Genomic DNA, 25,871 nt, shown 5'->3' on the forward strand with positions numbered 1-25,871 from the left:
CGACGCGGAATCGGTGGAAGTGGGAGCCTCGGTCGTCACGGTCGAGGTCGGGCTCGACGCGGCTGTCTCCGTCGACGTGGAAGCCGTGGATGCCGTCGACGCGGAATCGGTGGAAGTGGGAGCCTCGGTCGTCACGGTCGAGGTCGGGCTCGACGCGGCTGTCTCCGTCGACGCGCGTGAGTTGTTCAACCTTTCCGAGTGTTTCCACTGCATTCCCTTGTCGGAATTCATCGACTTCATGTGTTTCTCCAGTTAAAATGTTAATCACTATAAGTATCTTGAAGGACACCCATCGACAATAAACGATAATTTATCGCCTTAACGAAACTCCGCTTATACAACCAGAAATTTCGTCTGGGGGTATAATGCTAACATTCATGACCAGAATACGGCGTGGATAGGGCTATACTGAGACTCTCCCGGGCGATCGGCCTGCGTTCAAACCTGCGCCTACGTCGGATTGCAAACGTCGCCTGGTATCTCGGATCACGCGTGACCTTACCCCCGAGCAGCAGGAGACAAGGTCATGCATGCTAGTCGGCCAACACAGCATGAGCGTTACCGACACAGTCCGGCACGGCTCGAAACAGGTGATCTACGAGGGCTATCCTGAACTCGGCTACAATTACCGCCTGACTGACCTGCAGGCTGCCATCGGCGTGAGCAACTGCAACGGCTTCTCGCACTCTTCACGCGGCGGAGGCAGCTTGCGGCGCAATATGGTGAGCGCCTTCGCGACATCGCCGAACTGGAAACGCCTGCCGAGCCTTGCTGGACTCGCAGCAACTGGCAAAGCTATTGTGTGAAATTCCCCCACTGGTTCGACCAGCGGGGCCATCTGCCCCCGGAAGGGAAAGGGCGCGGGCCTTGTCCTGCCCTATTGCGATACCGAGGCGATGCGGGAGCACCTCGCCGAGATCAGCCGGAGCGTCGACGACGGCGCGCATGCGGTGCTCATCCTCGATCAGGCCGGATGGCATGTGACTCCGAAACCGAAGGTGCCGGACAACATCACCCTGATGTTCCTGCCGCCGCGCTCACCGGAACTGAACCCAGTCGAAAACGTCTGGCAGTTCATGCGCGACAACTGGCTCTCCAACCGTATCTTCAAAGACTACGACGACATCGTCATCCATTGCTGCGCCGCAAGGAACAAGCTCGTCGACCAGCCGTGGAAGATCATGTCCATCGGACTCCGCGAATGGGCGCAACGGTCATGATCACCGCTCGTTGTGCTGCCCGCTTAGCAGCCCGAAGCCCGTCTCGAGAAACCATTTGCCTTTCGTCGAGTAGGCTTCCTCGTCGATCTGGGTGAGGACCGCCACCAGTTGGTCGCATTTCCACACCAGAACCCCGATTCTCCGCCCTCGACCGTTCCGATCCGCACTTCGCTGAACGAAAATCCAGAAGTAATTTTTGCTTTGCCCACTTTGATAAAGCCCTGAACTTCAAAATGGTAGTAACACTGGCGGGGTCCACCTCATGCGCCCCTGCGATGCCGTCTCCACCGCTCGCTACCATCGCCGGGGGATGATTTGAGCGTATGGTTCTTGATAGCGGAGCGTCATATCAGGGCGAAGCTTTGGCAAAAGCGAATCCACCAGCCCGAATGATGATATATTGTGAAACGGCTGAGTTGCCATCTTTTCGCTCCCCGACGGGGCATTGCCAGATGCGGGAGTAAGCATGCCATGGTTCATCGCCCAAACTGCAGCCTGTGTACGGTTGCGGACCCGGATCTTTCGGAGGATGGCCTTGACGTGTACCTTCACCGTAGCTTCGGCAATGTTGATCTCGCGCGCGATGGCTTTGTTAGACTCCCCTTCGATTAGGCGGCGTAGAATACAGTTTTCCCGATTTGACAAAATTGACGGTTCTTGATCCTCATGCTCCACGTTAATAACCACCTTTGTTAACTCATCAGCTGCCGCGTCAGGTTTCAGATCATGCCTTATTTCTTGAATAGCCGTTGAAGTTTCGGCAGGCAACACCGTCTGCCCTAGCATAACCAATTCGAGAGCTTTGATGAAGGTGTCGTAAGCAGCGACTTTTGTTAAATACCCGTCTGCCCCCGCACGAAAAGCTGAAACTATATCGGTCGATCGACAGTGATCGGCTAGCGCGACGGCATGGCTGGTCGGATAAATCGCTTTGAATTCTGCAATTTGTGCGAATTCAGTATCCGCATCAGTACCGCCGACATCTATGATGAGCAAGATGGACCGGTGCTGGGCTAGCGGCTTCTGCAGAAGATCGTGAACACAAGCCACAGAGAAAAGGACACGAAACTTTGCCGCATCCAGGATTCGACTAAGGCCTTCTCGGAGTAACTCGCTCGGCCCGACAAGTACTGTTACAAACGATTGTCTTGTCATCATTGCCTCTCGCTCCGGCGCGATTGAGGTACACGCGTCGAGTAGAGCACTCCACGCGCCAACCGCACTCGATGCCCTCGGTTTCCTCACTCCCTCCTTGGCGAGAACAGGGTGGGCAGTGTAACGTCTATTTATAAGCAGTCTCTAACATAGGTTGCTTTTTCGGTAAATTTCGCCGCAAACCGACGTCAAGCTAGAACCCCAGGGCGCGGCAATCTGCCTGAAGACGCAGGGATGGCACGGCTTAGCCATCTCAAACCGCTGGTAGTCGAACGACGATCCTGAGCTAGCGAGCCGCCGCCAGCCCGCGATTTGCCATCCCTGCTAGCTGCTAAATAATTCCCTGTTAGCGCGTACAGGGAATTTGGCGCTAAAGCATTGAATCTGCGCAGAGATTTCTTAGAGAAAATTGGGCCAGGCCCTCAAAAACCTAGAAATTCACTGTTTTTCGGCGCCTATCAGGGAAAATTGGACAGAGACTGGTTCGCCAGAGACTGCCACCACCACCATTGTCGCTCAATATCAATAATTTATGGCCGACGTCTATCTAAAGTGGGCCACTTGAGCTCCGCTATACCCGCCGTATTCAGATTGAATGTTGTCGCCTGACCACGATCCAAGGGCAGGAGAAGCGATCTTGTGCCTGTTTCTATCCTCTATTTTTGCTCCTGTTCGTCGGTCGGCCGACGACCCCAGCGGCGATCGGCTCGATGCGCTTTTCTGAGCGATCCAGACGGCCTGGGCGTGGACGATGCAAAGCGAGCGATACGGCGCGCCGGAACATCTCGATCCCCTCGAGGGATGGATCGCCGATCCATCCCTCCGCGAGATCCAGGAACCCGCCGGTCCGGCTTCAGCCTGAACCCGGCGCCTCATCGGCTCGGCGTCTACTCGGCTGCGCCGCTCTCGGAAGCCAGGGTCTGGCCGGCTTCAGGCCGCCTGCGCCGGAATGTCCTGCGCAGAGCAACGTAGAAGACCGGCGTCAGGAAGAGGCCGAACAACGTCACGCCCAGCATGCCGGAGAACACGGCCGTGCCGAGCGATTGGCGCATTTCCGCGCCAGGCCCGCTGGCGATCACTAGCGGCACCACGCCCAGGATGAAGGCGAATGCCGTCATCAGGATCGGCCGCAGCCGCAGCCGGCAGGCCTCGACAGCCGCCTCGACGGCGTCAAGGCCGCGCTCCTCACCTTGGCGCGCGAACTCGACGATCAGGATCGCGTTCTTCGCCGCCAGGCCGATGAGCACGATCAGCCCGATCTGCACGAGGATGTTGTTGTCGAGACCGCGGAAGGCGACGCCCAAGAGGGCGGCCAGCACGCTGAGCGGGACGATAAGCACGATGGCGAAGGGCGTAATCCAGCTTTCGTATAGCGCGGCGAGCACCAGAAAGACGAACAGAACCGACAGGCCGAAGATGAAGACCGCCGTGTTGCCGGTCTGCCGCTCCTGGAAGGCGAGTTCAGTCCATTCGAAGGAAGTGCCCTGCGGCAGCGATTCGGCTGCGATCCCCTCCATCAGGTCGAGCGCCGTGCCCGTGGCGACACCCGGCGCTGCATTGCCCTGAAGCGGCACGGAGACATACATGTTGTAGCGTTGCACGAGCGAGGGACCGGTGACGTCGCGGATCTCGATCAGTGTGCCGAGCGGCACCAGGTCGCCGGCCGCCGAGCGCACCTTCAGCTTCAATATGTCGTCGCGATCGATGCGGAAAGCCTGGTCGGCTTGCGCCCGCACTTGGTAGACGCGACCGAAGGCATTGAAATCGTTGACATAGGCGGTGCCTAGATTGATCGACAGCGTCTCGAAGATGTTGGGGATCGGCACGTTCAGCATGCGCGCCTTGTCGCGGTCGATCGCCAGGAAGAATTGCGGGCTGGAGGCCGAGAAGGTGGTGAAGACGCCCATCAACCCGGGCGTCTGGTTGGCCTTGCCGGCGATTTCGTTGGCCAGCGCCAGAATCGGCCGCATGTCGGCGCTGTTGCGCTCCTGGAGCATCATCTTGAAGCCGCCGGAGTTGCCGATGCCCCGCACTGGCGGCGGCGGCAGCGCGATGATGAAGGCCTCCTGGATGCTTTGCAGGCTGCCAAACAGCGTGCCGATGATCTTGTCGGAAGTATCGCCGCTCTCGAGCCGTTCCTCGAAGCTCTTGAATGGCGCGAAGATCACGCCGGAATTGCTGGCGTTGGTGAATGTCGCGCCGTTGAATCCTGCGAAGGCGACGGCGTTGGCGACACCCGGCGTCTCGCGGATGATATCCGACGCCTTCTGGATGACTGCGTCCGTTCGGGCGAGCGAAGAGCCCTCCGGCAATTGCACGACGACGATCGCATAACCCTGGTCCATGTTCGGGATGAAGCCGCGCGGCACCGTCTGCAGCATGTGATAGGTCGCGTAGAGCAGGCCTGCGAAGACGAGCAGCATGGCGGCAAGCGCCAGAGTCGTGCCGACCAGTCTGTGCACCAGCCACGCATAGCCGTCCGCCATCCTGTCGAACCCGTTGTTGAACCCGTTCGCCAGAGCGCGGCCGAACCTTGCCAGGAAGAAGTTCGAATGTTCCTCGATGTGCGGCTTGAAAAGCACGCCAGCGAGAGCCGGCGAAAGCGTCAGCGAGTTGAATGCGGAGATCGCGGTGGAGACCGCGATGGTGATGGCGAACTGCAGGTAGAACTGGCCGGAAATCCCGGGAATGAAAGCCGCCGGAACGAAGACGGAGATCAGCACCAGCGAGATCGCGAGGACCGCGTTTCCCACTTCATCCATGGTCTTGTGCGCAGCGGCGCGCGGAGCGAGCCCCAGCCGGATGTTCCGCTCGATATTTTCCACAACCACGATGGCGTCGTCGACAACGATGCCGACCGCCAGCACCAGCCCGAACAGAGTGAGCATGTTGAGCGAGAAGCCGAAGGCGAGCAGCACGGCAAGCGTGCCGATCAGCGAGACCGGTATCGCCACGATCGGCACGATCGCCATGCGCCACGACTGCAGGAACACGATGATGACGATCACCACCAGCAGGATCGCCTCGGCGATGGTGACATAGACCTCGTTGATAGATTCGGCGATGAACTCGGTCGGATTGTAGATGATCTCGTAGGCCAGCCCCTCCGGGAAATCCTCCGAAAGCTCCGCGATGGTCTCCTGGATTTCTTCCGCCGAGGCCAAGGCATTGGTGCCCGGCCGCTGGAAGATGCCGAGCGCCACCGCCGCCTTGTTGTTGAGATAGGAATTGGTGACGTAGTCCCTGGCGCCGAGCTCTATGCGCGCCACGTCCTGCAGGGAGATCAAGCGGCCGTCCTCAGTCGACTTGACGATGACGTAGCGGAAGTCGCGCGCGTCTTCGAAGCGCCCTTGCGTGGTGACCGTATACTGGAAGGCCGAGCCGTCGCCAATCGGCGGCGCGCCGATCGAGCCGCCCGACACCTGGACGTTCTGGTCGCGCAGCGCCTGGACTACGTCGCCTGCGGTCATGCCGTAGGCGGACAGCTTTTCCGGGTCGAGCCAGACGCGCAGCGAATATTCGCGCTCGCCGAAGATCTGCACGTCGCCGACGCCGTCCAGTCTCAGCAGGACGTCGCGCACGCGCGAACGCGCATAATTCGAGACGTAGAGCTGATCATATGTGTCGTCGGGCGACAGCATATGGATGACCATCATCAGGTCGGGCGAACTTTTCGCCGTGGTGATGCCGAGCCGGCGCACCTCTTCCGGCAGGCGCGCTTCGGCGATCGAGACGCGGTTCTGGACCAGCACCTGCGCCGCGTCGAGATCGGTGCCGGGGCGGAAGGTGATGGTGAGCGACATCGAGCCTTCGCCGGAGGAATAGGACGACATGTAGAGCATGTGCTCGACGCCGTTGATTTCCTGTTCGATCGGCGTCGCCACGGTCGCGGCGACCGTCTCGGCGTCGGCGCCCGGATAGGAGGCGCGCACCACGATGGTCGGTGGCGCGATTTCGGGATATTGCGCGACCGGAAGCTGCGTATAGGCGATGCCGCCGACGAGCACGAGCACGATCGACAGCACCACCGCGAAGATCGGGCGGTTGACGAAGAAATGGGCGAAGTTCATTGCGTCTGCCCTTCGGCTTCAACCTTGGGCGGCAACGTGGTCATCTCGGACTTGACGGTGACGCCCGGCCGCACTCGCACCAGCCCGTTGATTACCACGGTCTCTTCGCCGGTGAGGCCCTCGCGGATAACGCGATAGCCGTCGATGCGCGGGCCGGTGCGGACCGGCTTGGCCGAGATCAGGCCTGCCTCGTCGACAACGAAGACGATGCGGCGGTTCTGGTCGGCGCCGATCGCCTCGTCAGGCAGAAGCACGCCCGGATGCGGCAGCGAGCCGGGCACGTTGATGCGGCCGAACATGCCCGGCTGCAGCACGCCGTCCTTGTTGTCGAAGCGCGCCCTGGCCCGCATCGTGCCGGTAGCTTCGTCCAGACGGTTCTCGGCGAAGTCGAGCTTGCCCTTGAACGTCGCTTCATCACGGTCGGCGACACGGACGACAACATCGACGCCGCCGGCGCCCTCCTGCATGACGCCGCCGCGCTCGCGGGCGTCGCGCGCATAAGCGAAGTAGGTCCGCTCATCGATGTCGAAATAGAAGTCGATCGGGTCGATCGAGACGATGGTGGTCAGCACGGTCTGGTCGGCCTGCACCAGATTGCCCGGCGAGATGAGCCGGCGGTCGACCCGGCCGGAAAACGGCGCCTTGATCTCGGTGAATTCGAGATCGAGACTTGCGTTTTCAAGTGCCGCCTCCGCGCCGTCCAGTTGCGCTTGGGCGGCGAGATATTCGCGGCGGCGGTCGTCCAGTGTCGAAACCGGTATGTTGCCTTCGCGCGACAGGGTCTCGGCGCGCTCGAACTGCATCTTGCTGAATTCGACCAGGGTCTTGGCCGAGTCGACCTGCGCCTGCGCCTGGTTCAGCGCCGCCTTGAACGGCCGCTGGTCGATGGTGAACAGGAGGTCGCCCTGCTTGACCAGCGTACCGTCCTGGAAATGGACCTGGTCGAGATAGCCGCCGACGCGAGAGCGCAGCGAAACCTGGTCGACGGCTTCGAAACGGCCGACGAACTCATCGTCCTCGACGATATCGCGCACCAGCGGCTTGGCTACCGTGACGACGGGCGCGGGAGGCGCTTCCTGCGCCTGTGCGGCCGGGGCCGCGAGCAAGCCGATCGCCGCGAAGGCCGCGGCGGCGAGCCATTTTGCCGGGACGTTTCTGCTGGAGGGGGCGGCCAGAGAATCGTGGCGGAGGCGTGCAGTGTGAACCATGGTTACCCCTCGTAATCGGCCCTTCATGCGAAGTCCGTAACATCTAGGCAGCGGGTGTGCCGCACAAATCAATTTTTTGAACTGACCACCACAACCGACAGCTTGCTATAGAACAAACATCGAACATCATCAACCTTGACAAGGAAGCGGCTAACCGGGGAGCGCGAACGCACATCTCGCGTTTATCCGCTGCGTAGGCATCGCCATGCGCTCGAGCTAAAGCGGATCTGACGAGCCATTGCGCATCCCGACGTGCGGCGGTTCTGTCGGGAGGAACAGGGCCGCTCTCGCATAGAGGTCCGACCTGCTTCTCATTCTGCGGCTATAGGCGGCGATATAGGCTTCGATGAAATCGGCAGATTGGACATTTGCTACACTCCGAAAACGCTATTGCACCACCCGCATAGCACTGGGACGTGACAACCGCACGTCCGCACGTCTCTCCTGCAGTTTGGAAAAAAGATCGTCGATAAGCGGCGCATGTATGGCGCGAACGAGGGTGAGGTCGAACCGGTCAAGCACCTTATCGGAAGCGTGCTGCTGTGGCGTGACAATCGTGAAGGATGCACTCTGAAATTAGAGAAGTGACGCTACCGCGACCCCTCATGTGAGACTGAAACACCGGCAGGATTTCCTCGCTCACGCGTGAACCTGAGCGAGGCGTTCATCGCTATAGTGGGGCAGAAACATTAAAAAACATTGGAGCAGATTTGAACACTCGGCAGTCCCCCTGATTTCCAAGTACTTGATTTTTCATGGTTCCCAAACCTCCTCCGGGCCCACCAAAAGCTTTGATTCATTGATTTGCTAGATTTTCTTGTTTGCTTTGGCGCCACGATTTGGACTCGAACCCCTCGATCGACTCGGAGCTGCTGATCCGCATGCTGATCGTCGGCTACTGCTTCGGCATCCGCCCGGAGCGGCGGCTCGGTAGGAGGCGCATCTGAACCGGCCTTGCGGTGGCTTTTGCCAGCTCGGCCTGGAAGGCGATTTGCCGGACCATTCGACATTCTCGAAGGCGCATCATAGTCGCTTCCGCGATGCCGGCTGCGCGAGCTGCCAGAGGCCGTTGTCCGTCCATTGCGCCGCGGAAATTCTCTATCGTGGCCCTTCATTGGGCGCTCCACAGCGCTGCTGAGTCTGATATCCGAGTTTTGATGAACGAGAAGGGCCATTTCTCAGATAAAGCGCAACGACAAGTATCGGGTGTCTTTGCTGTGCAAATTTCTTGAGAGGCCGACGCGCCGGGTCTAGATAAGGTTTTCCATACGCTGTGTTCATTTTCCAGACTGTCGGGAGTACTCATGTCGTCGATCGCCGCCGCCCTGCCTGATTGCCTGCGCTCGGTCGAGCGCCCCGGCGACTTCTGCGTCGGTGGCCTGCGGGAAATCTTCATGCCGACGATCGACGTGGAGGGCGTGGGCAGGATCGCCTTCCCGCTTCCGGAGGCGCAGGCCGAGCGGCTGGTCGCCGTAGCCGAGGCCGCACCCCATGGACGCGGCGAGGAAGCGGTGCTCGATCGCGACGTGCGCAGAACCTGGCAGATCGACCCGCGCAGGATCCAGATCGGCGGGCGTAGTTGGGAGCCGACGCTGGCCGAGCTCGTCACCGACGCGGCCCGCGGCCTTGGCGTCGAAGAGCCGGTCGCGGCGGACTTCTACAAGCTTCTCGTCTATGACGCCGGCAGCTTCTTCCTTAATCACCGGGACACCGAAAAGACGCCCGGCATGTTCGCGACCCTGGTGATCGTGCTTCCCTCTGCTCATCGTGGCGGCGAGCTGGTCGTGCGGCACCTGGGTCGAGAGGTGATGTTCGATCTGCACCCCGAAGATCCGTCGGAAATTGGATTCGCCGCCTTCTATGCAGACTGCTTGCATGAAGTGCGCCCGGTCATCACCGGACATCGCCTGATCCTCGTCTATAATTTGCGCTTCCTCGGCAAGAGACGCTCGCTGCCGGCGCCCGACTATCGCGCGGTCGAGGCGCACGTCGCGGACCTGCTGCGCGGGTGGGCGGGCGTCGAGGACGAGCCCGACAAGCTGATCGTGCCGCTCGAGCATGCCTACACGCCGGCGGAGCTGTCGTTCGACGCCCTCAAGGGGGCCGATGCGGGCGTGGCGTCGGTGTTGATCGAGGCGGCAGCGGCGGCGGAGTGCGATCTCCATCTTGTCCTGGTATCGATCGAGGAGAGCGGCAGCGCCGAACACACCGGCAATTATCGCCGCAGGCGCTGGGATCGAGACGACGAGGGCGATGAAGAATTCGAAGTCGCCGAAGTTTTCGAGAGCTCGCTGACCCTGTCCGCATGGCGGCGTCCGGACGGCGGCGAGATCGGGTTTCAGGATTTTCCATTCGATGAGGAGGAGCTCTGTCCGCCCGATGCGTTCGAAGATCTTGCGCCGGACGAGCAGCATTTCCATGAGGCGACGGGCAACGAGGGCGCCTCTTTCGACCGTACGTATCGCCGCGCCGGTCTGGTGCTGTGGCCGCGCGCGCGGCGGCTCGCGGTGCTTAACCAAGCCGGCCTCGGGGCGACGCTGCCGTATCTCGAAGATCTGGCGAAGCACTGGGAGACGAGCGACATCGCCGTCAAGCGACAGGTGTGGGGGGAGGCTGATGAGCTTTCGGGACAGATGCTGCGCTCCTGGCCCCGTGAGACATGGCGCGGGGAGAGTGATACCGCCGCTGGTCGGATGCTCGACCTGCAGGTCCGGCTGGGCAACGCGGCGCGCATCGATGAGCTCCTTGCGGAGCTTTCTTCCAACGGCCATTACGCGGCGTCCGATAACGACGCCATCGTGCGAGCCGCCGCACTTCTTCCGCCACGGCGGGCCACGGACTTGCTGGTCGAGATCGTCAGACGCAATACCGCGGCCCATCTCGGCGCCTGCGGCGACTTGCTGCTGCGTTGCGTAGCGGCGCCGACCGAGTCCGTTGGCGACGCCGCGAAGATCGGCGCAGCTTTGATCGACGTCTTGCCGGGTGACCCGGCCAAACGTGCCAAGCTCGACCCCTGGACGCGACCTGCGTCCGTACGGCCTGGCTTCGTCGTCGATCTCCTGACGGCGACGAGCAAGATCGACGCCGGGCTCGCGGCGCGCGCGATCGAGAACTTGCTGGCCTGGCCCCGGACCTACACGCCGGACGCGGTGCTGGTCCCGGCGGCACTGGCCTTCGCCAAGCGGTCGCAGAGCATGGCATGGCCGGCCGTCGGCCGGCTGCGTGAGGCGGCTCTCGACCATCTGCGCGGTCGCATCGCGCTGCCGCTGGAGGCTCCACGGGACTGGTCGCGTACCAATCCGCTCAAATGCACATGCGACGACTGTCGCGCACTCGGCGCATTTCTGATTGCCCCTCATCAACAGCAATGGCGCCTAAGGGTGGCCCAGAACCGGCGGACCCACGTCGAGGAGAGCGTCCGAAACGCCGCGTGCGACCTTGACCTCGCCACCGAAAGGCGCGGCAGCCCGCACACGTTGATCGCGACCAAGAACCAGGCCAGTTACGAGCGACGCGCGAAACAGCGCCGGCAGGATCTGGAACATGTATCGGCGCTGGGGGGATGAAGGCTTACCTGCGTTTGCGGGAACAGCAAACCTGGCCACAGGGCGATGAGTCGGAAGAAACGGACTCCACTTGCAAGTCGAATCATCGAGGCTGCGGAGGCGGCGCTTGCCGCTCCGGATCAGTCTTCAGGGGAGGTTTCAAACCAGTCCGAACTGCTGCAGGCGCGGCGGTGAGCGCGGATCAACAGTCCGCATCTTGAATCTGTTGGCCAGAATCGCTATTTTGTTTGACAAGGAGATTTTTGATGCTGAAGTCGTCCCATGAAACTCAGCCGCCACCGGTTCAGGCAAATCTGCGGCGGCGAACGGTCATTGATACGGCGCGGCAGCTCGGGCTGCTTGAAGGCGAGAATGGCCGGATCGGCGGTCGGATTCGACGCGACCTCATAGCGGCTGCCAAGGAAAAGTCCGGCATTACCACCGATACAGAGCTACTGGAATACGCCTTGGCGAAGGTCGCGCTTGAGGACGACTTTGGGGTGAAGTTCGTCCGCCGGAAGGGCCGGGTCGCGAAAGAAATCGACCTTGAGTTTTGATCTGTCCCGTGCGCTGCGGCGGATCAAGCCGCAACGCACCACAGACACTATCCAACGCCGCTCGGCCGCCGATCTGCCTATTCTTCGGAAGCCGATTTCAGCTGGCCTTGAGCTGTTGCTCGATACCTGCGTCTATATCGACGTACTCCAAGGGCGCTCTCCCGTAAGCGTGGACGAACTGCTTGAGTCCCGGATTGTCAATCACTCCACCGTTTGCCTGGCTGAGCTGACGCACCTGTTCGGCCGCCTCGATCCGTTGCACCCGGCCACGAAGACCGTGTTACGCGAAATCCGGCGCACCCTAGAAGACATACCCGGCCACCGGCTCTTTTCCCCATCGGAGACCGCCATAGGCGAGGCCGGAATGCTAGCCGGCTTGGTGACGCGTCTGTCAGGCGCTGCCCGCGGCGAGAGCCCAGCCCTGCTGAACGATGCGAGCTTGTATCTCCAGGCGCTGGAACGCGGCTGCATCGTTCTCACACGCAATGTGCGCGACTTCGACTATTTCGATCAGCTTCTGCCAGTGGGTCGTGTTCTTTTCTACGAGCAGGGGTAGCCAATTTGACCCTATCGGTTGTCGATATGTGTTGCCAGCTGAGAAGTAGCTGAGAGTTTCGGTCTCGTGGCAAGCCGCGGAACTGTACGGCACAATACGGGAAGATTTCCAATTCTGGCCCACGAAAGTCAATGGAATCAATATTACGAGCACGTCCTCCGGGATCACGAAAATCTTTCAATATCAAGGCCTTATGGACAACTTCGCAACTTCGCCCTGAAGTGCGCCATTCGAAATTTAACTATGGCGTGAGCGGCTCGTGTTGCCTTGGCGGTGCAGCGAAACCGATCGACGCGACGCGCCCTTGCGGAACCGGAAGTCATGACCCGACGGCATGGCGAGCCTCTCGATCTTCGTGATGTCACTTCGTTGTGATGGCGTCTGGCGGGAACCGAGCGGTCCCCTAGCTTGGTTGTGATCCAAACAGAGCTTGATGGGACGATCACCATAGTTTGGTGACCACCATAGTAAAATCCGGAGGCATAGCATGGCGGAATCGAGCCGCAGTCACGGTACGGACGGATTCGCGAGATCGGGCATATCTCGTCGGACTTTCCTGAAGCACGGCGGCACGTCGGCCGTGGGGGCAGCGTTGATGGAAGCAGGGGCGGCGCAGGCAGCCGTTGATAGTTCCATGCAGGACGATGCCAACGAAGTGCTTGGCCCTGGTCCGATCCCAATCGATCTCACGATAAACGGACGACGAGTCCCGGTGCACGCGGAACCGGCCACCACGCTGGTTGATATCCTGCGCAATCACCTCGGCCTCACCGGCACCAAAATCGGCTGCGATCGTGGAGCCTGTTCTGCCTGCACGGTCTGGCTCGACGGTCAGCCCGCCAGCAGTTGCATGACGCTGGCGCTCGACGCCCGGGGCAGGAGCATCACCACGATCGAGGGACTGGCCGAGGGCGACAAGCTTCATCCGCTGCAGCAGGCGTTCGTTGAGCACGACGCCCTTCAATGCGGGTTCTGCACGCCCGGAATGGTTATGAGTTGCGCAGCGCTCATAAATCGCAAACCCGACGCCGGCATCGAAGACGTGAAGGCCGCGATAAGCGGCCACCTTTGCCGCTGCGGCACCTATCCGAACATCTTTGCGGCGGTGCTCGCGGTCGCAAACGAGAATCGAAGGAGGGGTACCTGATGGCTACCGACAACCAGGCACCGATCGATCAGCCTTCGTTGCGCCCCCAGTCCTTGCTCTACGGCATCGTCGGGCAGGAGACGAGGCAAGTCACCCGGCAGGTGCCTGCCGACGAACCGCCGCAGCTGCCGGTGAACGCTGAACTGCGCTCCATCGGCAAGCCGATCCGGCGGCTCGACGCGGTGCAGAAGGTGACAGGAACCGCGAAATATACATTCGATGTTCAGTTGCCGGGAATGCTGTATGCACGGCAGGTCGTCTGCCCTTGGCCGCATGCCAAGGTGATTTCGATCGATACCTCCGCCGCGGAGAGTTACCCCGGCGTCCGCGCGGTGCATGTGCTTGAGACTCTGTTGCAATCTGCCAGACTTCGCGATTCGGAAGCCGAGGCCAGCAACAAATATCCGATCGTCCGCTTCGCGGGCCAGACCGTTGCCGCCGTCGCGGCCGAGACGCAGCGGATCGCCGACCAAGCCGCGAAGCTCGTCAAGGTCGAATACGAGCGGTTGCCGCACGTAAGCGATCTCGTGGCTGCAATGGACGATGAGGCTCCGATTGTCTTTCCCGGACCGGTGGAGCAGCCGTCGACGGCCGGCGGCGGCGGTGCGCCGGAAGGCTTGCCGCAGAAGGGCAATGTGCGCGGCCCCAACTTCGGTATGCCTGGCATGACTCCCACGGGCGATATCGACCAGGGCCTGGCGGAGGCCGACGTCGTCATCGAGGCCGAATATCGCACTCAGGTTCAGACGCATGTGCCGATGGAAACACATGGCATCGTCGCGGATTGGCGGGACAACGAACTGACTATCTATGCCTCCACCCAGCACACGCACAGCGTGCGCGACGAGGCTGCGGAATATTTCGATCTGCCCAAGAGCAAGATCCGGGTGATCAGCGACTTCACCGGCGGCGGGTTCGGCGCCAAATATGGGATCAATAATTTCGGCCTCCTTGCCATTCATTTGTCGCAAAAGGCCGGCGCGCCGGTGCGCATGATGCTGGACCGCCGTGAAGAGCATGTTTCGGCGGGCAATCGTCCGAACAGCCTGCAGAGGGTGCGGATCGGCGCCAAACAAGATGGCACGCTCACGGCAATTGACGTCATAAGCTGGGGTACTGGTGGCATCGCGGGGGGTGCCGGCATTGGCTTCTGCTACAACGCGCTCTATCCGTGCCCGAACATGCGTACCGAGCAGTATGACGTATTCACGAACGCCGGTCCGTGCGCGGCTTTCCGGGCTCCTGGCCAGGTACAGGGAATCTTCTCGCTCGAGCAGGCGATGGACGAACTTGCGGATCGGCTGCAACTCGACCCGCTGATGCTGCGCGATCGCATCGACACAAAGCCCACCGACGACATGCTTGCCCGCGCACATGAACGCAAGATCGCGGCCGAGCGGTTCGGCTGGGACCGACGACGTCCGCCAAACTCCGACGCGGGCCCTGTCAAGCGCGGCATGGGAATGGCGCAGGCGCAGTGGGTGTATGTCGTCAGCCCTCCGACAACCGTCGAGGTAAGGATCGCCGATGACGGATCGGTTTCCGTCTACAACAGCGCACAGGATATCGGCACCGGGACCCGGACGGTGCTTGCCCAGGTCGTCGCCGAAGAGTTCGGCCTCGATGCCGAGAACATCGGTGTTTATATCGGCGACACGCGCTTTCCGTGGGGGCCGCCGTCCGGCGGCAGCCGGGTAACGGCGTCCGTGACTGCGCCGGCCCGCAATGCCGCATATGAGGCGGCACGCGATCTGGCGGCTCGCCTCGCGCCGCTTTTCGACGATGCCGATCCCGATGACATTTTTTTCGCTGACGGTAAAGTGGGCGTCCGCGGCAACGAGGGAGCCGCAAGGCCGCTCAAGGAAGCAGCCAAGGAAGCCAAGTTCGGCGAAATCTCAAAACTCGCCAAGCGCCACGACGATTATGAGGGTTTTGCGCTATCCGGCGAGACCTCCATCAGCCGCCACGGGCTGGGCGGCGTCCAGTTCGCCGAGGTGGCGGTCGACGTCGAGACCGGCGTCGTCAAGGTCGAGCGCGTCGTAGCTGCCAGCGATTGCGGCAGACCGATCAACCCGAAGCTGGTGGAGAGCCAGGTGATCGGCGGCATCATCCAGGGTGTCAGCTACGCGATTTACGAGGACCGCATCATGGACGCGGCGAGCGGCCATCAGCTCAACGCCAACGTTGATCAATACAAGATGGTCGGATCACGCGAGACTCCGGAGATCGAGGTGCTGCTCATCGAGCAGATCGGGGCGCAGTCGTCGACCGACGCGCGAGGCATCGCGGAGGCAAGCAATGTGGCGACCAGCGCCGCGATCGCCAATGCATTCTACAACGCCACCGGAAAGCGGATCCGCACTTTGCCGATGAATCCGGCAAATGTGCTGGCGGCGCTCAGCGCCTGAGATCGGCAAGAAGGAGTCCAGCATGGCCATGAACAGCTTCGAATGGGCCGATGCCACGACGGTCGAGCAGGCAGCCGATCTGCTTGCCGAAAGCACTGAGCAAAAACCCGTTATCGCCAAGGCAGGCGGGATTGACCTTCTCGACTTGATGAAGGAAGGGATTTTGGCGCCGGCGCGGCTTGTCAATCTGAAGACCATCCGCGGCCTCGACGAGATCGACACGGAAAACGGGCTGACGCTCGGTGCGCTGGTGACGCTCGATCGCATCGACAAGGATCCGCGGATCCACTCGCGCTACGTGGCGCTGTCGGACGCCGCCGCCCATGCGGCGACGCCGCAGGTCCGCAACGCCGCCACCATCGGCGGCAATCTGCTGCAGCGGCCGCGCTGCTGGTATTTTCGGCATGATCATTTCCATGGCGAAGGTGCCGATGAGATGGAGAGCAGCGGCGTTGACGAGAACCAGCATCATGCGATTTTCGACAATGACAAAAACGCGATGGTCCACGCCTCCACGCCGGCGACGGCGCTGGTCGCCTATAACGCGAGCGTCGAACTTGCCGGCGGCTCCAACGGCTCACGCGTCGTGAAGCTCTCGGATTTCTTGTTGCCACCCGAAATGCAACGCGCCAACGACACCAGGATCGAGTCTGGCGAAGTCATGACGCGCGTGACCATTCCGCCGTTGAGCGCCGGCGCGAAAGCCGCTTACCACAAGCAAACCGAGCGCGAGAGCTATGACTGGCCGATCTGCGATGTGGCAGTGGTTTTGACGACGGAGGGCCAGACCGTGCAAAATGCCTCGATCGTCATGGGATGGGTCGCGCCAACACCTCGTCGCGCGAGCGAAAGCGAACGTCTCCTCATTGGTAACAGGCTTACTGACGACTTGGCGCGACAGGCAGCCCATGCTGCCGTGGCGGATGCTACTCCGCTGCCTAAGAACGGCTACAAGGTGCCTGTCCTGGAGACCGTCGTTCGCCGCACGATCTTGGCTGCCGCCGCGGCGGGCTAGCTGTCTTGGGGTCGTCCAAAATGGGCTTGGAAACATCGCAGTTGCAGCACCCGGTGCCCATGGTCTGCCGACGGCTGCGCTCCAAGGGTGCGCCGGGAACGGGTTATGGGAGCGGCGTCAGCTTCGACGCAGGCTACAGTTCGACCGCGACGTTCTGGTGTACCGCCACCGCAGGCGTCGTCGGGCCCGATGATTCCTACGTCCATCCGCACGTATGCATAAGCGCCCGGATCTGCTTCCTGAGTCCATCGGAGCAGGATCAAGTTTCATGACATCAGCGGAGAAGGAAAGGCGACAACGAGCTGTCGTAGGCACACGCCGGCGACAAGCATTCCCAATATGCGGCGGCAGCCGCTAGATCTATTGGGTCACTCCCATCGACCATTCAGCATGGCGCCGCCAGAAAGTGAATTAACCACATTCGAAGAAGGCGAAGGGCGGCTGGGTTTGTCACCGATCCGTCTCGCGTACCATGTTACTGTTGGAATTGGGGGCATCCGCAGCACGTCCAGGCGCAAGGCAAGGAAGAGACAGGATGCCGACCTTAAGCAATGGCAGTGAGCTCATCGTATGGAATGAACCCGAGAATCCCAATCCGACCCCTGACTCGGTCCTTTTCAGCATCACGGAAACAGACGGCGACGTAATCGGACCGATAGGCGCAAAGCCGGATTTCCCTTTCGGTGGGATCGAACTGGCTTCGGTCGATGTCTTCGACGGCTTCTTCACCATCACCAGCTTCACCCATGAGGGCAGGACCGAAACCTGGACGACAGTGGAAACGCAGGTCTTCGACAACGAAGGCAATTTTCTTCGCACCGTGTCCGACCAGGCGGCCTTCCAGTCGGTCCAGATCGTCTCGATCAGCGCCGACAGCCCCGACGACCTCACGGTGACATGGATCGGGGCGAACGAATATTTCGGCGGCGAAAACACCCAATACGGTCAGCACCAGATCATCTTGAAAGGGGGCGTGCTTCAGTCCGACACCTTCGTTAATCACGCGCCCACCGTTGCCGACCTGGACTTGTCGATTTCGGAGGCGCAATCTCTCGATGACGTCAAGTTCAGCGCGACAGATGCCGACTACGATCTCTTGAACTTTATCGTCTTGGACGGGCCGGACAGCGGCACCCTGGAGCAGGAGACGAGTTTCGACGGTAACCACTACCCGTTTCACCAGGGTCATTATGGCACTACCCTGCACTATCATGCGGATTTTCTGAGCGGAAACCTGTTCGACTACACACCGAAGGCCGGCTTCATCGGCACCGACAGCTTTACGGTTTACGCTACGGACGGCCAGGGCAACAGCAATGTGGCGACGATTACGATCACCGCCACTCCGCCGGCCGAATCCATTACCCTGACCGACGCCAAAAACATCGCGAGCTACGCAAGCCATGATCATGCCGTGCTCGTCGCCGCGTTGGGCGGGGGCGATCGCATCAGCGGCACCCCGTTCAACGATACGCTCGACGGCGGTGCCGGCCACGATCAGCTGTTCGGCGGCGCCGGCGCGGACGACCTCATTGGAGGCGCGGGCACCGATTGGCTGAAGGGCGGCGCTGGCGATGACGAGATCAGCGGTGGTGAGGGCGCAGACGGCGTCCGCGGTGACACTGGCGACGACGTCCTCGACGGCGGCGCCGGCTCCGACGACATGCGAGGTGGTGCTGGCGACGACATCCTCAATGGCGGCGCCGGCCGCGACCGGCTGGCCGGCGAGGGGGGCAGGGATGTCTTCGTGTTCGACGCACTTGGGCCGGCGAACTACGACAGGATAGAAGAGTTCAATGCCCTCGACGATGTGTTCTGGCTGGACAGCTCCGCATTCGTCGGGCTGTCGGCCGGCTCGCTTTTCGCTGCGGTTTTCGTCGTCGGCAAGCACGCCATGGATGACAGCGACCACATCGTTTACGACGAGCAGACCGGCGATCTGCTGTTCGATGTGGACGGGGCAGGAGGAGCGGCGGCTGTCAAGTTTGCCGCCGTGGACCCGAGCACATTCCTCACAGTGGATGACTTCTTCGTGTTATAGGCGCGCATGGTGGGGCGCAGCTACACAGACCGGGCGTGATCGCGCCCATGCGAAGGATTTCCCTCCCCATCGCGCAGTAAGGGGCGTCAGGGCTCTTCCGAGCCCGTCATGACCCGACTGGCTGGTGTCTGCAACGGTGAGGCATGATTTCGACGAACGCGGCTATCTTTTCATCCGCATTGAGAAACCTTGCATTTGACGGATGCAGTGGTGCCACGCGGCAATCCATCGTCGTGAGCCAGCCGATGCTATTGTGCTAGTTTCGCCGCACTGCGGGTGGCTATATCATCCAAGACAGCATGAAGAAGCGTTCCGACTTCCTGTTCGGCCAGCCCGGGTGCAATTCCTGATTCGGATAGTTGAACGAGAATTGCCTTGGCGGTGTTGCGCCAGAAGGCGTTCGCGTCCTCCCCGTTCTTGGACTCCAGGACCAGGGCGATCCCTTCGACCAATTTCCGCCGCCGATGCAGCGGAAATGCGCTTATGTTTGAATCGCACATCGATCACCTCACCCCTTCAGTCGCGCGAATAAGCATTGGCGGGTTAGAAAATTTGGTTAACAGCGCTCTTTTTGACGGCGGTCAGCAATGGAACAAAGCGTCCGCTGGCCTCGATGGACGGTGCCGCGAATAGCGACTGGACGCAGCGGCATGGCGAGTTCGAGTCCCTGTTGAAGTATTACGGCCCAGGCCTGACGGCGCAGGAGTCCGGCATGAGTGCCAGCATGCGGCTCAGCTGGCGGCCGATCGACGCCTGAGGCTTACCGGATCGGCGTCTCGCCGCGAAACAGCGGCTGGTGCGCCCGCATCAAGGCGGCAATCCGGTCGGCGACTTTTCGTACCGGCGGCGAGTGACGTTCCTCGTGATGGGTGACGATCCATTGGTCGGTTTCCAGTTCGGGGATAGGCTGAGCGACGCGGACCAGCCGCGGATCGCTGTCACCGACGAAGCACGGAAAGATCGAAAGGCCGGCGCCGGCGGCCACAAGTTCGCGCACCGAATGGGTGTTGTTGCCGCGCACGGCGATGCGGTCGCCGTGATGGGCTTGCAGCCAGCGCGCCGAGGCAATGTCTGCTCCTTCGCCGGTGACGCCGACGAACAACCCGGCGGCGATGCCGTTGATCAGGTGGCGTCCGGAATAAATGGCGTGGGCGACCTTGCCGCTCTGACGGCCGGCCAGCCACTGCTCGGTCGGGCGCTCGCTGCGGATGCCGATGTCGGCGGCACGGCGGCCGATGTCGACGCGGTCGGTGGTGGTGACGAGCTCCACCCTTATGCCGTCATCGACCGTCCAGATCTCGCCGATATGGGCGGAAACGAAGGCTGAGGTCCATGGCCCGGCCGAGACGCGGACAATGCGGTCGGGCAGGTTTCCCTCGCGCCAGCGGGTCAGCGACTGCATTGCTGCCTCGACGTCTTCGGCGCGCCGCAGCAGTTCTTCACCGGCCGGGGTCAGCCGGTAGCCTGTCTGCTGACGCACGAACAGCGGTTCGCCGATCTGCTTTTCGAGCGCGGTGACGCGTCGTCCGAGGGTGGCTGCGCTGAGGCGCGTGGTTCCCGTCGCTGCGCTCAAGCCACCCAGCCGCGCAACATCGAGAAACAACCTCAGATCGTCCCAGTCGATATCCATTTTGCAGAAATGAAAAACTCCTTGCGACCGTGGCTGTAGCGCGAAGCGGGCATCACGCGCAAGCATGCAGGCATTGCAGGCGTTGGACAATCCTGCTTGGAGCGACAATGACAAGCGCCTCGGCTGGCCAAGATGCCAGCGCAATCCTTTCGATCGCGCAGCGCTTCGCGCAGATGCTTTGCGCTTTCGACCAACCCAAGCGCGGGCATTCTGCGCGCCAAAGGAGACGATCATGTTGTATAAACTTCGACACCGTTTCGCCCGCTGGCTTGCCTATCGCCAGACGCTTGCGAGCTTGAGGCAGGCCCCAGACAGCACACTGGCGGATGCTGGCATTTCTCGCGAAGAGATCCGCGAGCATGCCCGCCACGCCAGCCTGCGTCGTTGAGATAATGGAGGCCGGGCATGCAGATGATGGAGCTTTGGGATGGCCGCTCGGTACCGCGCATCGGGATCGGCACCTGGGCGGCAGGTGGCGCCGCGCGCTGGCGTGACGCCGCGACCATCTATGGCGAGGTCGACGACATCAGGTCGCAAGCCGCGCTGGCGACGGCCTATGACATCGGCGCGCGGTGTTCCGACACGGTTGCTGCCTATGGTGCCGGCAATGCCAAGCTGATCCTCGGGCCGGCGTTGAAGGGCAAGGACGAAGCCATCATCGTCACCAAGTCGGCTATTTTCGGCGATCCCGAAGAGTACTGATTTTGGCCCACGAGAAAGCCAATGAAATCAACGCTCCCGGCACACCCTCCGGCCCTACCAAATCCATCGATTAAATACTTGATTTTATTGTATCTTTTATCTCAAGCCCACGCATTGGGCTCGAATCCCTCTGAGGCATCGCCGAGATAAATGCGTCAGATGTTTTCCGGCGTGACTATTTCAAAAGGTATAGACCGCTGAAGGGTCGCGACCGGTGCTTGCGGTCCAATCACGTCAATCATCGTCTGCACAAGGAGGGCCGAGGTCGCCTCGAGTGGATGACAAAGCGCTGCGGTGATCATTCCCTCGGACAAGCCTTTTCGCGTCTCGGGGCCAATGTCACGGCAAACCAGCTTGATTCCCGCCCGCCTTTCGGCAGGGACCTCTCGCAGCGCACGGAGCACCCCGGTTATTCCACCACCGACGATCAGAATTCCTACAAGGTCATCAGTCGTCTTCAGGAGCTCGGCTACCATACGATAAGCTTCACTCGATTCCTCACGAGTAGGGCGACTTTCTTCCACTGCGAGCCGCGGAGCGTGTTCGCGCAAATACGAACGGAAGCTGGCGTCTGAGACGTCTTGGCATTGATACCGGTGATTGCCTATGAAAACCGCAATGCGCCCTGGACCTTGGGTGGTTTGCGCAACCAAGAATGCCGCTGTGCGTCCCAGCTTCCAGTTGTCCGTGCCCACGTACGCTGCCCGTTCCGGCGCGGATTGGTCAGTAATATAAGCAACAACGGGCTTCCCCATTTCCTTCAGTGAACGGATGGCCTGACCTATGATTGGGTGATCTGCGGCAACCACTGCGACTGCGTCGCAAGTGTCGCCAAGCGCGATGAGGCGGCTAGAGATAGTCTCCGGCGTCAGTAGATCGACAAACTCGACGACAGCCTCGACCACCTCGTCGCGACGATCGCGACAGGCTGCGATGATTTTCTTTCCGAACAGTTGGTAGAGTTCACGGGTAGATTGCTGCAGCAGGAAACCAAATCGGTGATGGGGCGACAGTTTCTTGGCCCGGTCGTCGATCGCCCCGATCCCATAGAACCCGATTTCTTCGGCTGCGCTTTGCACTCGTTGCACGGTTTTTGGGCGAACGGAGACAGTGCCGCTGAGGATTCTGTTCACGGTGGCCACTGATACGCCAGCGGCTTGAGCGAGGTCGCGAATCGTCGGTCGCCTCATAGAACCATCCCTCTTCTGTATCATCATGAGTGAGACATTATGATACAAATGCGACCTTAATACTATTTTTGTGTTCCGACGATATCAAGTCTCCGATATGAATCGCCTCCGCGTTGAGGCCAATCAGGTGAAGGCAGACCGGAATTGGTCGGCCAGGAGGCGCTGTTCAGATGGATGACCTTCAGTATGGAACGCGCGACAAACGCGGAAACTGGGTCCCGCACCGCCGCGCCGAGCCGGTGCCGATCTGGCATCGCCCGTTCAACGCCAAGAAGGTACTGGCTTGGATTCCCGAGTTTCTTTGGCCTTGGAATGCGTTCCACATGGCCACGGCAATCATCTGGGTCAACTTGCTCATTCCGAGCTGGGAGAACCTGGCAACCTTTTCGCTGCTCAACTACCTTTGGCTTTACGGCCTGAACGCAGGGGGCATTTTTCTCTTCTACGGGTTCTTTGAGCTGCGCTATTATTTCCAGCGCAAGCAAGAGAACCGCTTCAAGTATAATGCGAAATTCCCCTCCGAAGCGCCGTCCGACGTGTTCTGGTTTCAGAGCCAGAATATCGACAATTTCGGCCGATCGTTTTTCATCACCATACCGCTGTGGACCGTGGTCGAAATCGTGATGCTGTGGGCCTACGCCAATAGCTGGGCGGTCTGGCTGCCCTGGACGACGAATTGGCTTTACCTATCGTTCCTCGTCATCATCGCGCCGGCCGTGCACGAGATCTATTTCTTCTTCCTGCACCGCGCCATCCATTGGCCGCCGCTCTACAAATGGGTGCACTCGGTTCACCACAACTCGATCAACCCCAGTCCGTGGTCGTCGCTGTCCATGCATCCGGTGGAAGGGTTCCTCTACCATGCCGAAGCCTGGCTGCACCTGCTGATCCCATCCAACCCGGTCTGCGCGTATTTCACGCTGCATGGGGCCGGCTTCGGAGCGGTGAATGGCCATCTTGGGTTTGAGACCTTCGAACTCACCGACAAGGTCAAGCTCGATAGCCATTCCTACGTCCACTACCTGCACCACAAGTATTTCGAGGTGAACTACGGCGGTGACGGTCTGGTCCCTCTCGATAAGCTTTTCGGCACTTGGCACGACGGAAGCAAGGAGGCCGACGAGGCTATGAAGGCGCGCTTTCGCAAGAAGAAGGAAAAGCTCCGCGCCAAGCAGGAAGCTCCCGACGGCAGGGCCTCAGACATGCCGGCAGAGTAATCAACCGCCGCTGTTTCGCTTGCGTGCCCGGAGGAGGGGGAGCGGATCAGCCATGTTTTTTCAGACCCGCGGGGCGGGTCAATTTGGGAGGAAGACCATGAAACTTTTCAAGACGCTCGTGTCGGCAACGGTGCTTACCGCATTCAGCACCGGCGCGACGCTCGCCGCCGACATCTTCGTTATCGGCGGCAAGCCGGATGATCCATTCTGGTCAATCGTCAAGCGTGGTGCCGAAGACGCCGGTAAGGTGGTCGAAGCTCAAGGCGGTAAAGTCACCTGGCTCGGGCCGCAGAACTACGACAATCTGGGTGTGGACGCGGCCGAACTGATCCGCCAAGCCATCGACCAGAAGGCCGACGCCATTGTCGGTCCTGACTGGGTGCCGGAAGCCATGGATCCGGCGTTCAAGGCGGTTGTGGACGCTGGCATCCCGCTTGTCATCTACAATGCCGGCGGTTTGCAGGCGGCCGATCGCCTCGGCGCCATGAACTATGTCGGCTCGGACGACTACAAGGGCGGCGTCGCCGGCGGCGAGTATCTCGCCAAGGCCGGCAACAAGAAAGGCGTCTGCATCAACACACTGCCGGGTGCGGCCAATATCGAGGCCTATTGTGGTGGCTTCAAGGAGGGGATGAAGAATGGCGGCGGCGAGGCCGATGTGTTGCCGTTGCCAGCCACCTCTTTCGGCTCGGCAACAGCAGTAGCGCAGGCGGTGAAGGCCTATCTTCTGCAGCATCAAGACGTAACCGCTGTGTTCACCATCGGCAATGTCGACGCCAATTCGGCCATGAACGGCCTCACCCAGGCCGGCAAGGCCGGGCAGGTTCAGCTGTGCGGCATCAACTTTGACGAGACCATCCTGAACAACATCAGAGATGGGAAGCAGGCATGCGCGATCGACCAGCAGGGCTACTGGCAAGGCTATCTCGCCGTCTCGATCTTGAATGGCAAGGTAAACTACGGGTTGACCGTGCCGACGCGCGAGATCCTCACCGGTCCTGGTATCATCGACAAGAACACTGTCGAGCTGACCATTGCCGGCGTGAAGGCCGGCGCGCGCTAGGTGTCCTTACGGCCGCCAGCCTTGTGAGGCGGGCGGCCAGTTCATTCTACTTCCATAGCGACCGCCATCTTGGCGCTCGATAACTCGCGGATTACCCATGACGGCACATCCCGTGACATCAACCCCAACGCCGATGGCAAACCGCGGCCGTTCTGGACTGGCCCTAGGTCGTCTGGCGCGGCGGCCCGAGACGGGCTCGTTCCTGGGCATGGTCGCAGTCTTTCTGTTCTTCGCCATATTCGGAGGCAGTGGCTTTTTGTCAGCAGCCGGTACGGCCAGTTGGCTGAGCATCGCCTCCGAGATCGGCATCATCGCTCTGCCGATAGGGCTGCTGATGATCGCTGGTGAACTGGACATCTCGGTCGGCGCCGTGATTCCCGCGGCCTCTCTAACGGCCGCGATCGTATCCGGCTACTATGGCCTGCCTGATTGGCTCGGCATCACGGCCGCGCTTGGGCTCGGTCTCGCCATCGGCTTGATCAACGGCGTGTTCGTCACGCGAACCACGATCCCGTCCCTGATAATCACAATAGGAACGATGTTCGGCACAATGGGCCTGACGCTGGGCCTTACGGTGATGATCGCCGGCAGCACCGGTGTCTCGCTGGTACCCGACGAACTCACGAAGACGCTTCTCGGCCAATATCTCGGGGGCATGTTCCAAGTGACGATTCTCTGGTGGCTCGTCTACATCGCCGCCCTTCTCTGGCTCCTCCACATCTCGCCCGTGGGCAACTGGATCTATGCACTCGGGGGCGACAAGGAGAGCGCGCGCAACGCGGGCATCCCCACCAAGCGGCTTACCATCGGTCTATTCATGCTTTCGGGGTTTTCCGCCGCGTTCGTCGGAGTCAGCCAAGTGATGGTCTACCAGAGCGCTCAGGTTCTGGCTGGGCAGTCCTTCATCTTCAATTCGATCATGTGCGTGGTCATCGGGGGCGTTCTGCTTACCGGCGGGTTTGGGTCGGTCGTAGGTATCGTGTTCGGCACGATCACCTTCTCTATCGTAAACCAGGGCATCTACTTCACGAGTATCGATCCCAACATGGGAAGCGTCATCATCGGCGCGCTTCTCCTGATCGCCGTACTCACCAACGACACCTTTCGGCAGCTGGCGCTCAGCTACTCATCGAAGAAGGCTTGAGGG

General features: G+C 60.9%; 20 protein-coding genes and 3 pseudogenes. 17 read left to right on the top strand and 6 right to left on the bottom strand.

The genetic code is table 11. The features are described from left to right. From AC0L14_RS11835 to AC0L14_RS11845, 3 genes and pseudogenes are all read left to right on the top strand, one after another. Positions 1–256 (top strand): hypothetical protein (locus tag AC0L14_RS11835; protein WP_473749551.1); only part of this gene is annotated, 256 nt, incomplete at its 5' end. A 244-nt stretch (positions 257–500) separates the two neighbouring features. Beyond that, positions 501–832 (top strand): annotated as a pseudogene (locus AC0L14_RS11840) (DegT/DnrJ/EryC1/StrS family aminotransferase); the annotation flags it as partial. Next, positions 831–1,220: pseudogene (locus AC0L14_RS11845) on the top strand (transposase); the annotation flags it as partial. The pseudogenes AC0L14_RS11840 and AC0L14_RS11845, both read left to right, overlap by 2 nt. 294 nt (positions 1,221–1,514) lie before the next feature. On the opposite strand, the gene AC0L14_RS11850 reads toward AC0L14_RS11845, so the two are convergent. The 3 genes from AC0L14_RS11850 to AC0L14_RS11860 all read right to left on the bottom strand — a co-directional run bounded on the left by AC0L14_RS11850 (position 1,515) and on the right by AC0L14_RS11860 (position 7,653). Then, complete coding sequence (locus AC0L14_RS11850; RefSeq protein WP_473749552.1) at positions 1,515–2,378, bottom strand: LuxR C-terminal-related transcriptional regulator; 864 nt, start codon at positions 2,376–2,378, stop codon at positions 1,515–1,517. Positions 2,379–3,262: 884 nt separating this feature from the next. Further along, on the bottom strand, positions 3,263–6,445 hold the full coding sequence (locus AC0L14_RS11855; protein WP_473749553.1) for an efflux RND transporter permease subunit: 3,183 nt from the start codon (positions 6,443–6,445) through the stop codon (positions 3,263–3,265). Next, positions 6,442–7,653, bottom strand: coding sequence for an efflux RND transporter periplasmic adaptor subunit (locus AC0L14_RS11860; RefSeq protein ID WP_245319633.1), 1,212 nt, complete (start codon positions 7,651–7,653; stop codon positions 6,442–6,444). Before AC0L14_RS11860 ends, AC0L14_RS11855 begins: the two co-directional genes overlap by 4 nt. 851 nt (positions 7,654–8,504) lie before the next feature. On the opposite strand from AC0L14_RS11860, the pseudogene AC0L14_RS11865 reads away from it, so the two are divergent. The 8 genes and pseudogenes from AC0L14_RS11865 to AC0L14_RS11900 all read left to right on the top strand — a co-directional run. Further along, a pseudogene (locus AC0L14_RS11865) lies at positions 8,505–8,698 on the top strand (transposase); the annotation flags it as partial. Between the two features lie 259 nt (positions 8,699–8,957). Beyond that, positions 8,958–11,219, top strand: coding sequence for a 2OG-Fe(II) oxygenase (locus AC0L14_RS11870; RefSeq protein WP_473749554.1), 2,262 nt, complete (start codon positions 8,958–8,960; stop codon positions 11,217–11,219). A gap of 245 nt (positions 11,220–11,464) precedes the next feature. Continuing rightward, entirely contained in the window at positions 11,465–11,755 is a 291-nt protein-coding gene (locus tag AC0L14_RS11875; RefSeq protein ID WP_473485400.1) for a hypothetical protein, read from the top strand. Continuing rightward, entirely contained in the window at positions 11,745–12,311 is a 567-nt protein-coding gene (locus AC0L14_RS11880) for a type II toxin-antitoxin system VapC family toxin (RefSeq protein WP_473485401.1), read from the top strand. Before AC0L14_RS11875 ends, AC0L14_RS11880 begins: the two co-directional genes overlap by 11 nt. A gap of 487 nt (positions 12,312–12,798) precedes the next feature. Then, positions 12,799–13,458 carry a 2Fe-2S iron-sulfur cluster-binding protein gene (locus tag AC0L14_RS11885; protein WP_473749555.1) on the top strand — a complete coding sequence of 220 codons (660 nt, stop codon included), beginning with the start codon at positions 12,799–12,801 and terminating at the stop codon, positions 13,456–13,458. Then, entirely contained in the window at positions 13,458–15,866 is a 2,409-nt protein-coding gene (locus AC0L14_RS11890; RefSeq protein WP_473749557.1) for a xanthine dehydrogenase family protein molybdopterin-binding subunit, read from the top strand. Before AC0L14_RS11885 ends, AC0L14_RS11890 begins: the two co-directional genes overlap by 1 nt. A gap of 22 nt (positions 15,867–15,888) precedes the next feature. Then, a complete protein-coding gene (locus AC0L14_RS11895; protein ID WP_473749558.1) occupies positions 15,889–16,881 on the top strand; it encodes an FAD binding domain-containing protein in 993 nt (330 codons plus the stop codon). Between the two features lie 775 nt (positions 16,882–17,656). Continuing rightward, entirely contained in the window at positions 17,657–18,922 is a 1,266-nt protein-coding gene (locus AC0L14_RS11900; protein WP_473749560.1) for an Ig-like domain-containing protein, read from the top strand. Between the two features lie 248 nt (positions 18,923–19,170). On the opposite strand, the gene AC0L14_RS11905 is transcribed toward AC0L14_RS11900, so the two are convergent. Continuing rightward, a complete protein-coding gene (locus tag AC0L14_RS11905) occupies positions 19,171–19,422 on the bottom strand; it encodes a DUF6074 family protein (RefSeq protein ID WP_023797634.1) in 252 nt (83 codons plus the stop codon). A 71-nt stretch (positions 19,423–19,493) separates the two neighbouring features. On the opposite strand from AC0L14_RS11905, the gene AC0L14_RS11910 reads away from it, so the two are divergent. Further along, positions 19,494–19,679, top strand: coding sequence for a hypothetical protein (locus AC0L14_RS11910; protein WP_473749562.1), 186 nt, complete (start codon positions 19,494–19,496; stop codon positions 19,677–19,679). Positions 19,680–19,682: 3 nt separating this feature from the next. On the opposite strand, the gene AC0L14_RS11915 is transcribed toward AC0L14_RS11910, so the two are convergent. Continuing rightward, positions 19,683–20,552, bottom strand: a complete 870-nt coding sequence (locus tag AC0L14_RS11915; protein ID WP_473749564.1) for a LysR family transcriptional regulator — start codon at positions 20,550–20,552, stop codon at positions 19,683–19,685. Positions 20,553–20,784: 232 nt separating this feature from the next. On the opposite strand from AC0L14_RS11915, the gene AC0L14_RS11920 reads away from it, so the two are divergent. Both AC0L14_RS11920 and AC0L14_RS11925 read left to right on the top strand, forming a co-directional pair. Next, positions 20,785–20,940 (top strand): YjiS-like domain-containing protein, encoded by a 156-nt coding sequence (locus AC0L14_RS11920; protein ID WP_143747964.1) that lies wholly within the window; start codon positions 20,785–20,787, stop codon positions 20,938–20,940. A gap of 17 nt (positions 20,941–20,957) precedes the next feature. After that, entirely contained in the window at positions 20,958–21,254 is a 297-nt protein-coding gene (locus tag AC0L14_RS11925; RefSeq protein WP_473749565.1) for an aldo/keto reductase, read from the top strand. A 155-nt stretch (positions 21,255–21,409) separates the two neighbouring features. On the opposite strand, the gene AC0L14_RS11930 is transcribed toward AC0L14_RS11925, so the two are convergent. Further along, a complete protein-coding gene (locus tag AC0L14_RS11930) occupies positions 21,410–22,444 on the bottom strand; it encodes a LacI family DNA-binding transcriptional regulator (RefSeq protein ID WP_473749566.1) in 1,035 nt (344 codons plus the stop codon). A 170-nt stretch (positions 22,445–22,614) separates the two neighbouring features. Between AC0L14_RS11930 and AC0L14_RS11935 the strand changes: the two genes are divergently transcribed. The 3 genes from AC0L14_RS11935 (at position 22,615) to AC0L14_RS11945 (ending at position 25,868) form a co-directional block, all read left to right on the top strand. After that, complete coding sequence (locus AC0L14_RS11935; RefSeq protein ID WP_473749568.1) at positions 22,615–23,661, top strand: sterol desaturase family protein; 1,047 nt, start codon at positions 22,615–22,617, stop codon at positions 23,659–23,661. A gap of 97 nt (positions 23,662–23,758) precedes the next feature. Further along, entirely contained in the window at positions 23,759–24,724 is a 966-nt protein-coding gene (locus AC0L14_RS11940; protein WP_473749569.1) for a sugar ABC transporter substrate-binding protein, read from the top strand. A gap of 133 nt (positions 24,725–24,857) precedes the next feature. Further along, positions 24,858–25,868, top strand: coding sequence for an ABC transporter permease (locus AC0L14_RS11945; protein WP_167378642.1), 1,011 nt, complete (start codon positions 24,858–24,860; stop codon positions 25,866–25,868). Positions 25,869–25,871: the final 3 nt, after the last annotated feature.

This window comes from Mesorhizobium sp. WSM4841, assembly GCF_055811515.1.

Bases quoted from the DNA above. Each gene is read 5' to 3' on its own strand.
- AC0L14_RS11850 (WP_473749552.1), bottom strand. From the start codon at position 2,378: ATGATGACAAGACAATCGTTTGTAACAGTACTTGTCGGGCCGAGCGAG.
- AC0L14_RS11855 (WP_473749553.1), bottom strand. From the start codon at position 6,445: ATGAACTTCGCCCATTTCTTCGTCAACCGCCCGATCTTCGCGGTGGTG.
- AC0L14_RS11860 (WP_245319633.1), bottom strand. From the start codon at position 7,653: ATGGTTCACACTGCACGCCTCCGCCACGATTCTCTGGCCGCCCCCTCC.
- AC0L14_RS11870 (WP_473749554.1), top strand. From the start codon at position 8,958: ATGTCGTCGATCGCCGCCGCCCTGCCTGATTGCCTGCGCTCGGTCGAG.
- AC0L14_RS11875 (WP_473485400.1), top strand. From the start codon at position 11,465: ATGCTGAAGTCGTCCCATGAAACTCAGCCGCCACCGGTTCAGGCAAAT.
- AC0L14_RS11885 (WP_473749555.1), top strand. From the start codon at position 12,799: ATGGCGGAATCGAGCCGCAGTCACGGTACGGACGGATTCGCGAGATCG.
- AC0L14_RS11890 (WP_473749557.1), top strand. From the start codon at position 13,458: ATGGCTACCGACAACCAGGCACCGATCGATCAGCCTTCGTTGCGCCCC.
- AC0L14_RS11895 (WP_473749558.1), top strand. From the start codon at position 15,889: ATGGCCATGAACAGCTTCGAATGGGCCGATGCCACGACGGTCGAGCAG.
- AC0L14_RS11905 (WP_023797634.1), bottom strand. From the start codon at position 19,422: ATGTGCGATTCAAACATAAGCGCATTTCCGCTGCATCGGCGGCGGAAA.
- AC0L14_RS11915 (WP_473749564.1), bottom strand. From the start codon at position 20,552: ATGGATATCGACTGGGACGATCTGAGGTTGTTTCTCGATGTTGCGCGG.
- AC0L14_RS11920 (WP_143747964.1), top strand. From the start codon at position 20,785: ATGTTGTATAAACTTCGACACCGTTTCGCCCGCTGGCTTGCCTATCGC.
- AC0L14_RS11925 (WP_473749565.1), top strand. From the start codon at position 20,958: ATGCAGATGATGGAGCTTTGGGATGGCCGCTCGGTACCGCGCATCGGG.
- AC0L14_RS11930 (WP_473749566.1), bottom strand. From the start codon at position 22,444: ATGAGGCGACCGACGATTCGCGACCTCGCTCAAGCCGCTGGCGTATCA.
- AC0L14_RS11935 (WP_473749568.1), top strand. From the start codon at position 22,615: ATGGATGACCTTCAGTATGGAACGCGCGACAAACGCGGAAACTGGGTC.
- AC0L14_RS11940 (WP_473749569.1), top strand. From the start codon at position 23,759: ATGAAACTTTTCAAGACGCTCGTGTCGGCAACGGTGCTTACCGCATTC.
- AC0L14_RS11945 (WP_167378642.1), top strand. From the start codon at position 24,858: ATGGCAAACCGCGGCCGTTCTGGACTGGCCCTAGGTCGTCTGGCGCGG.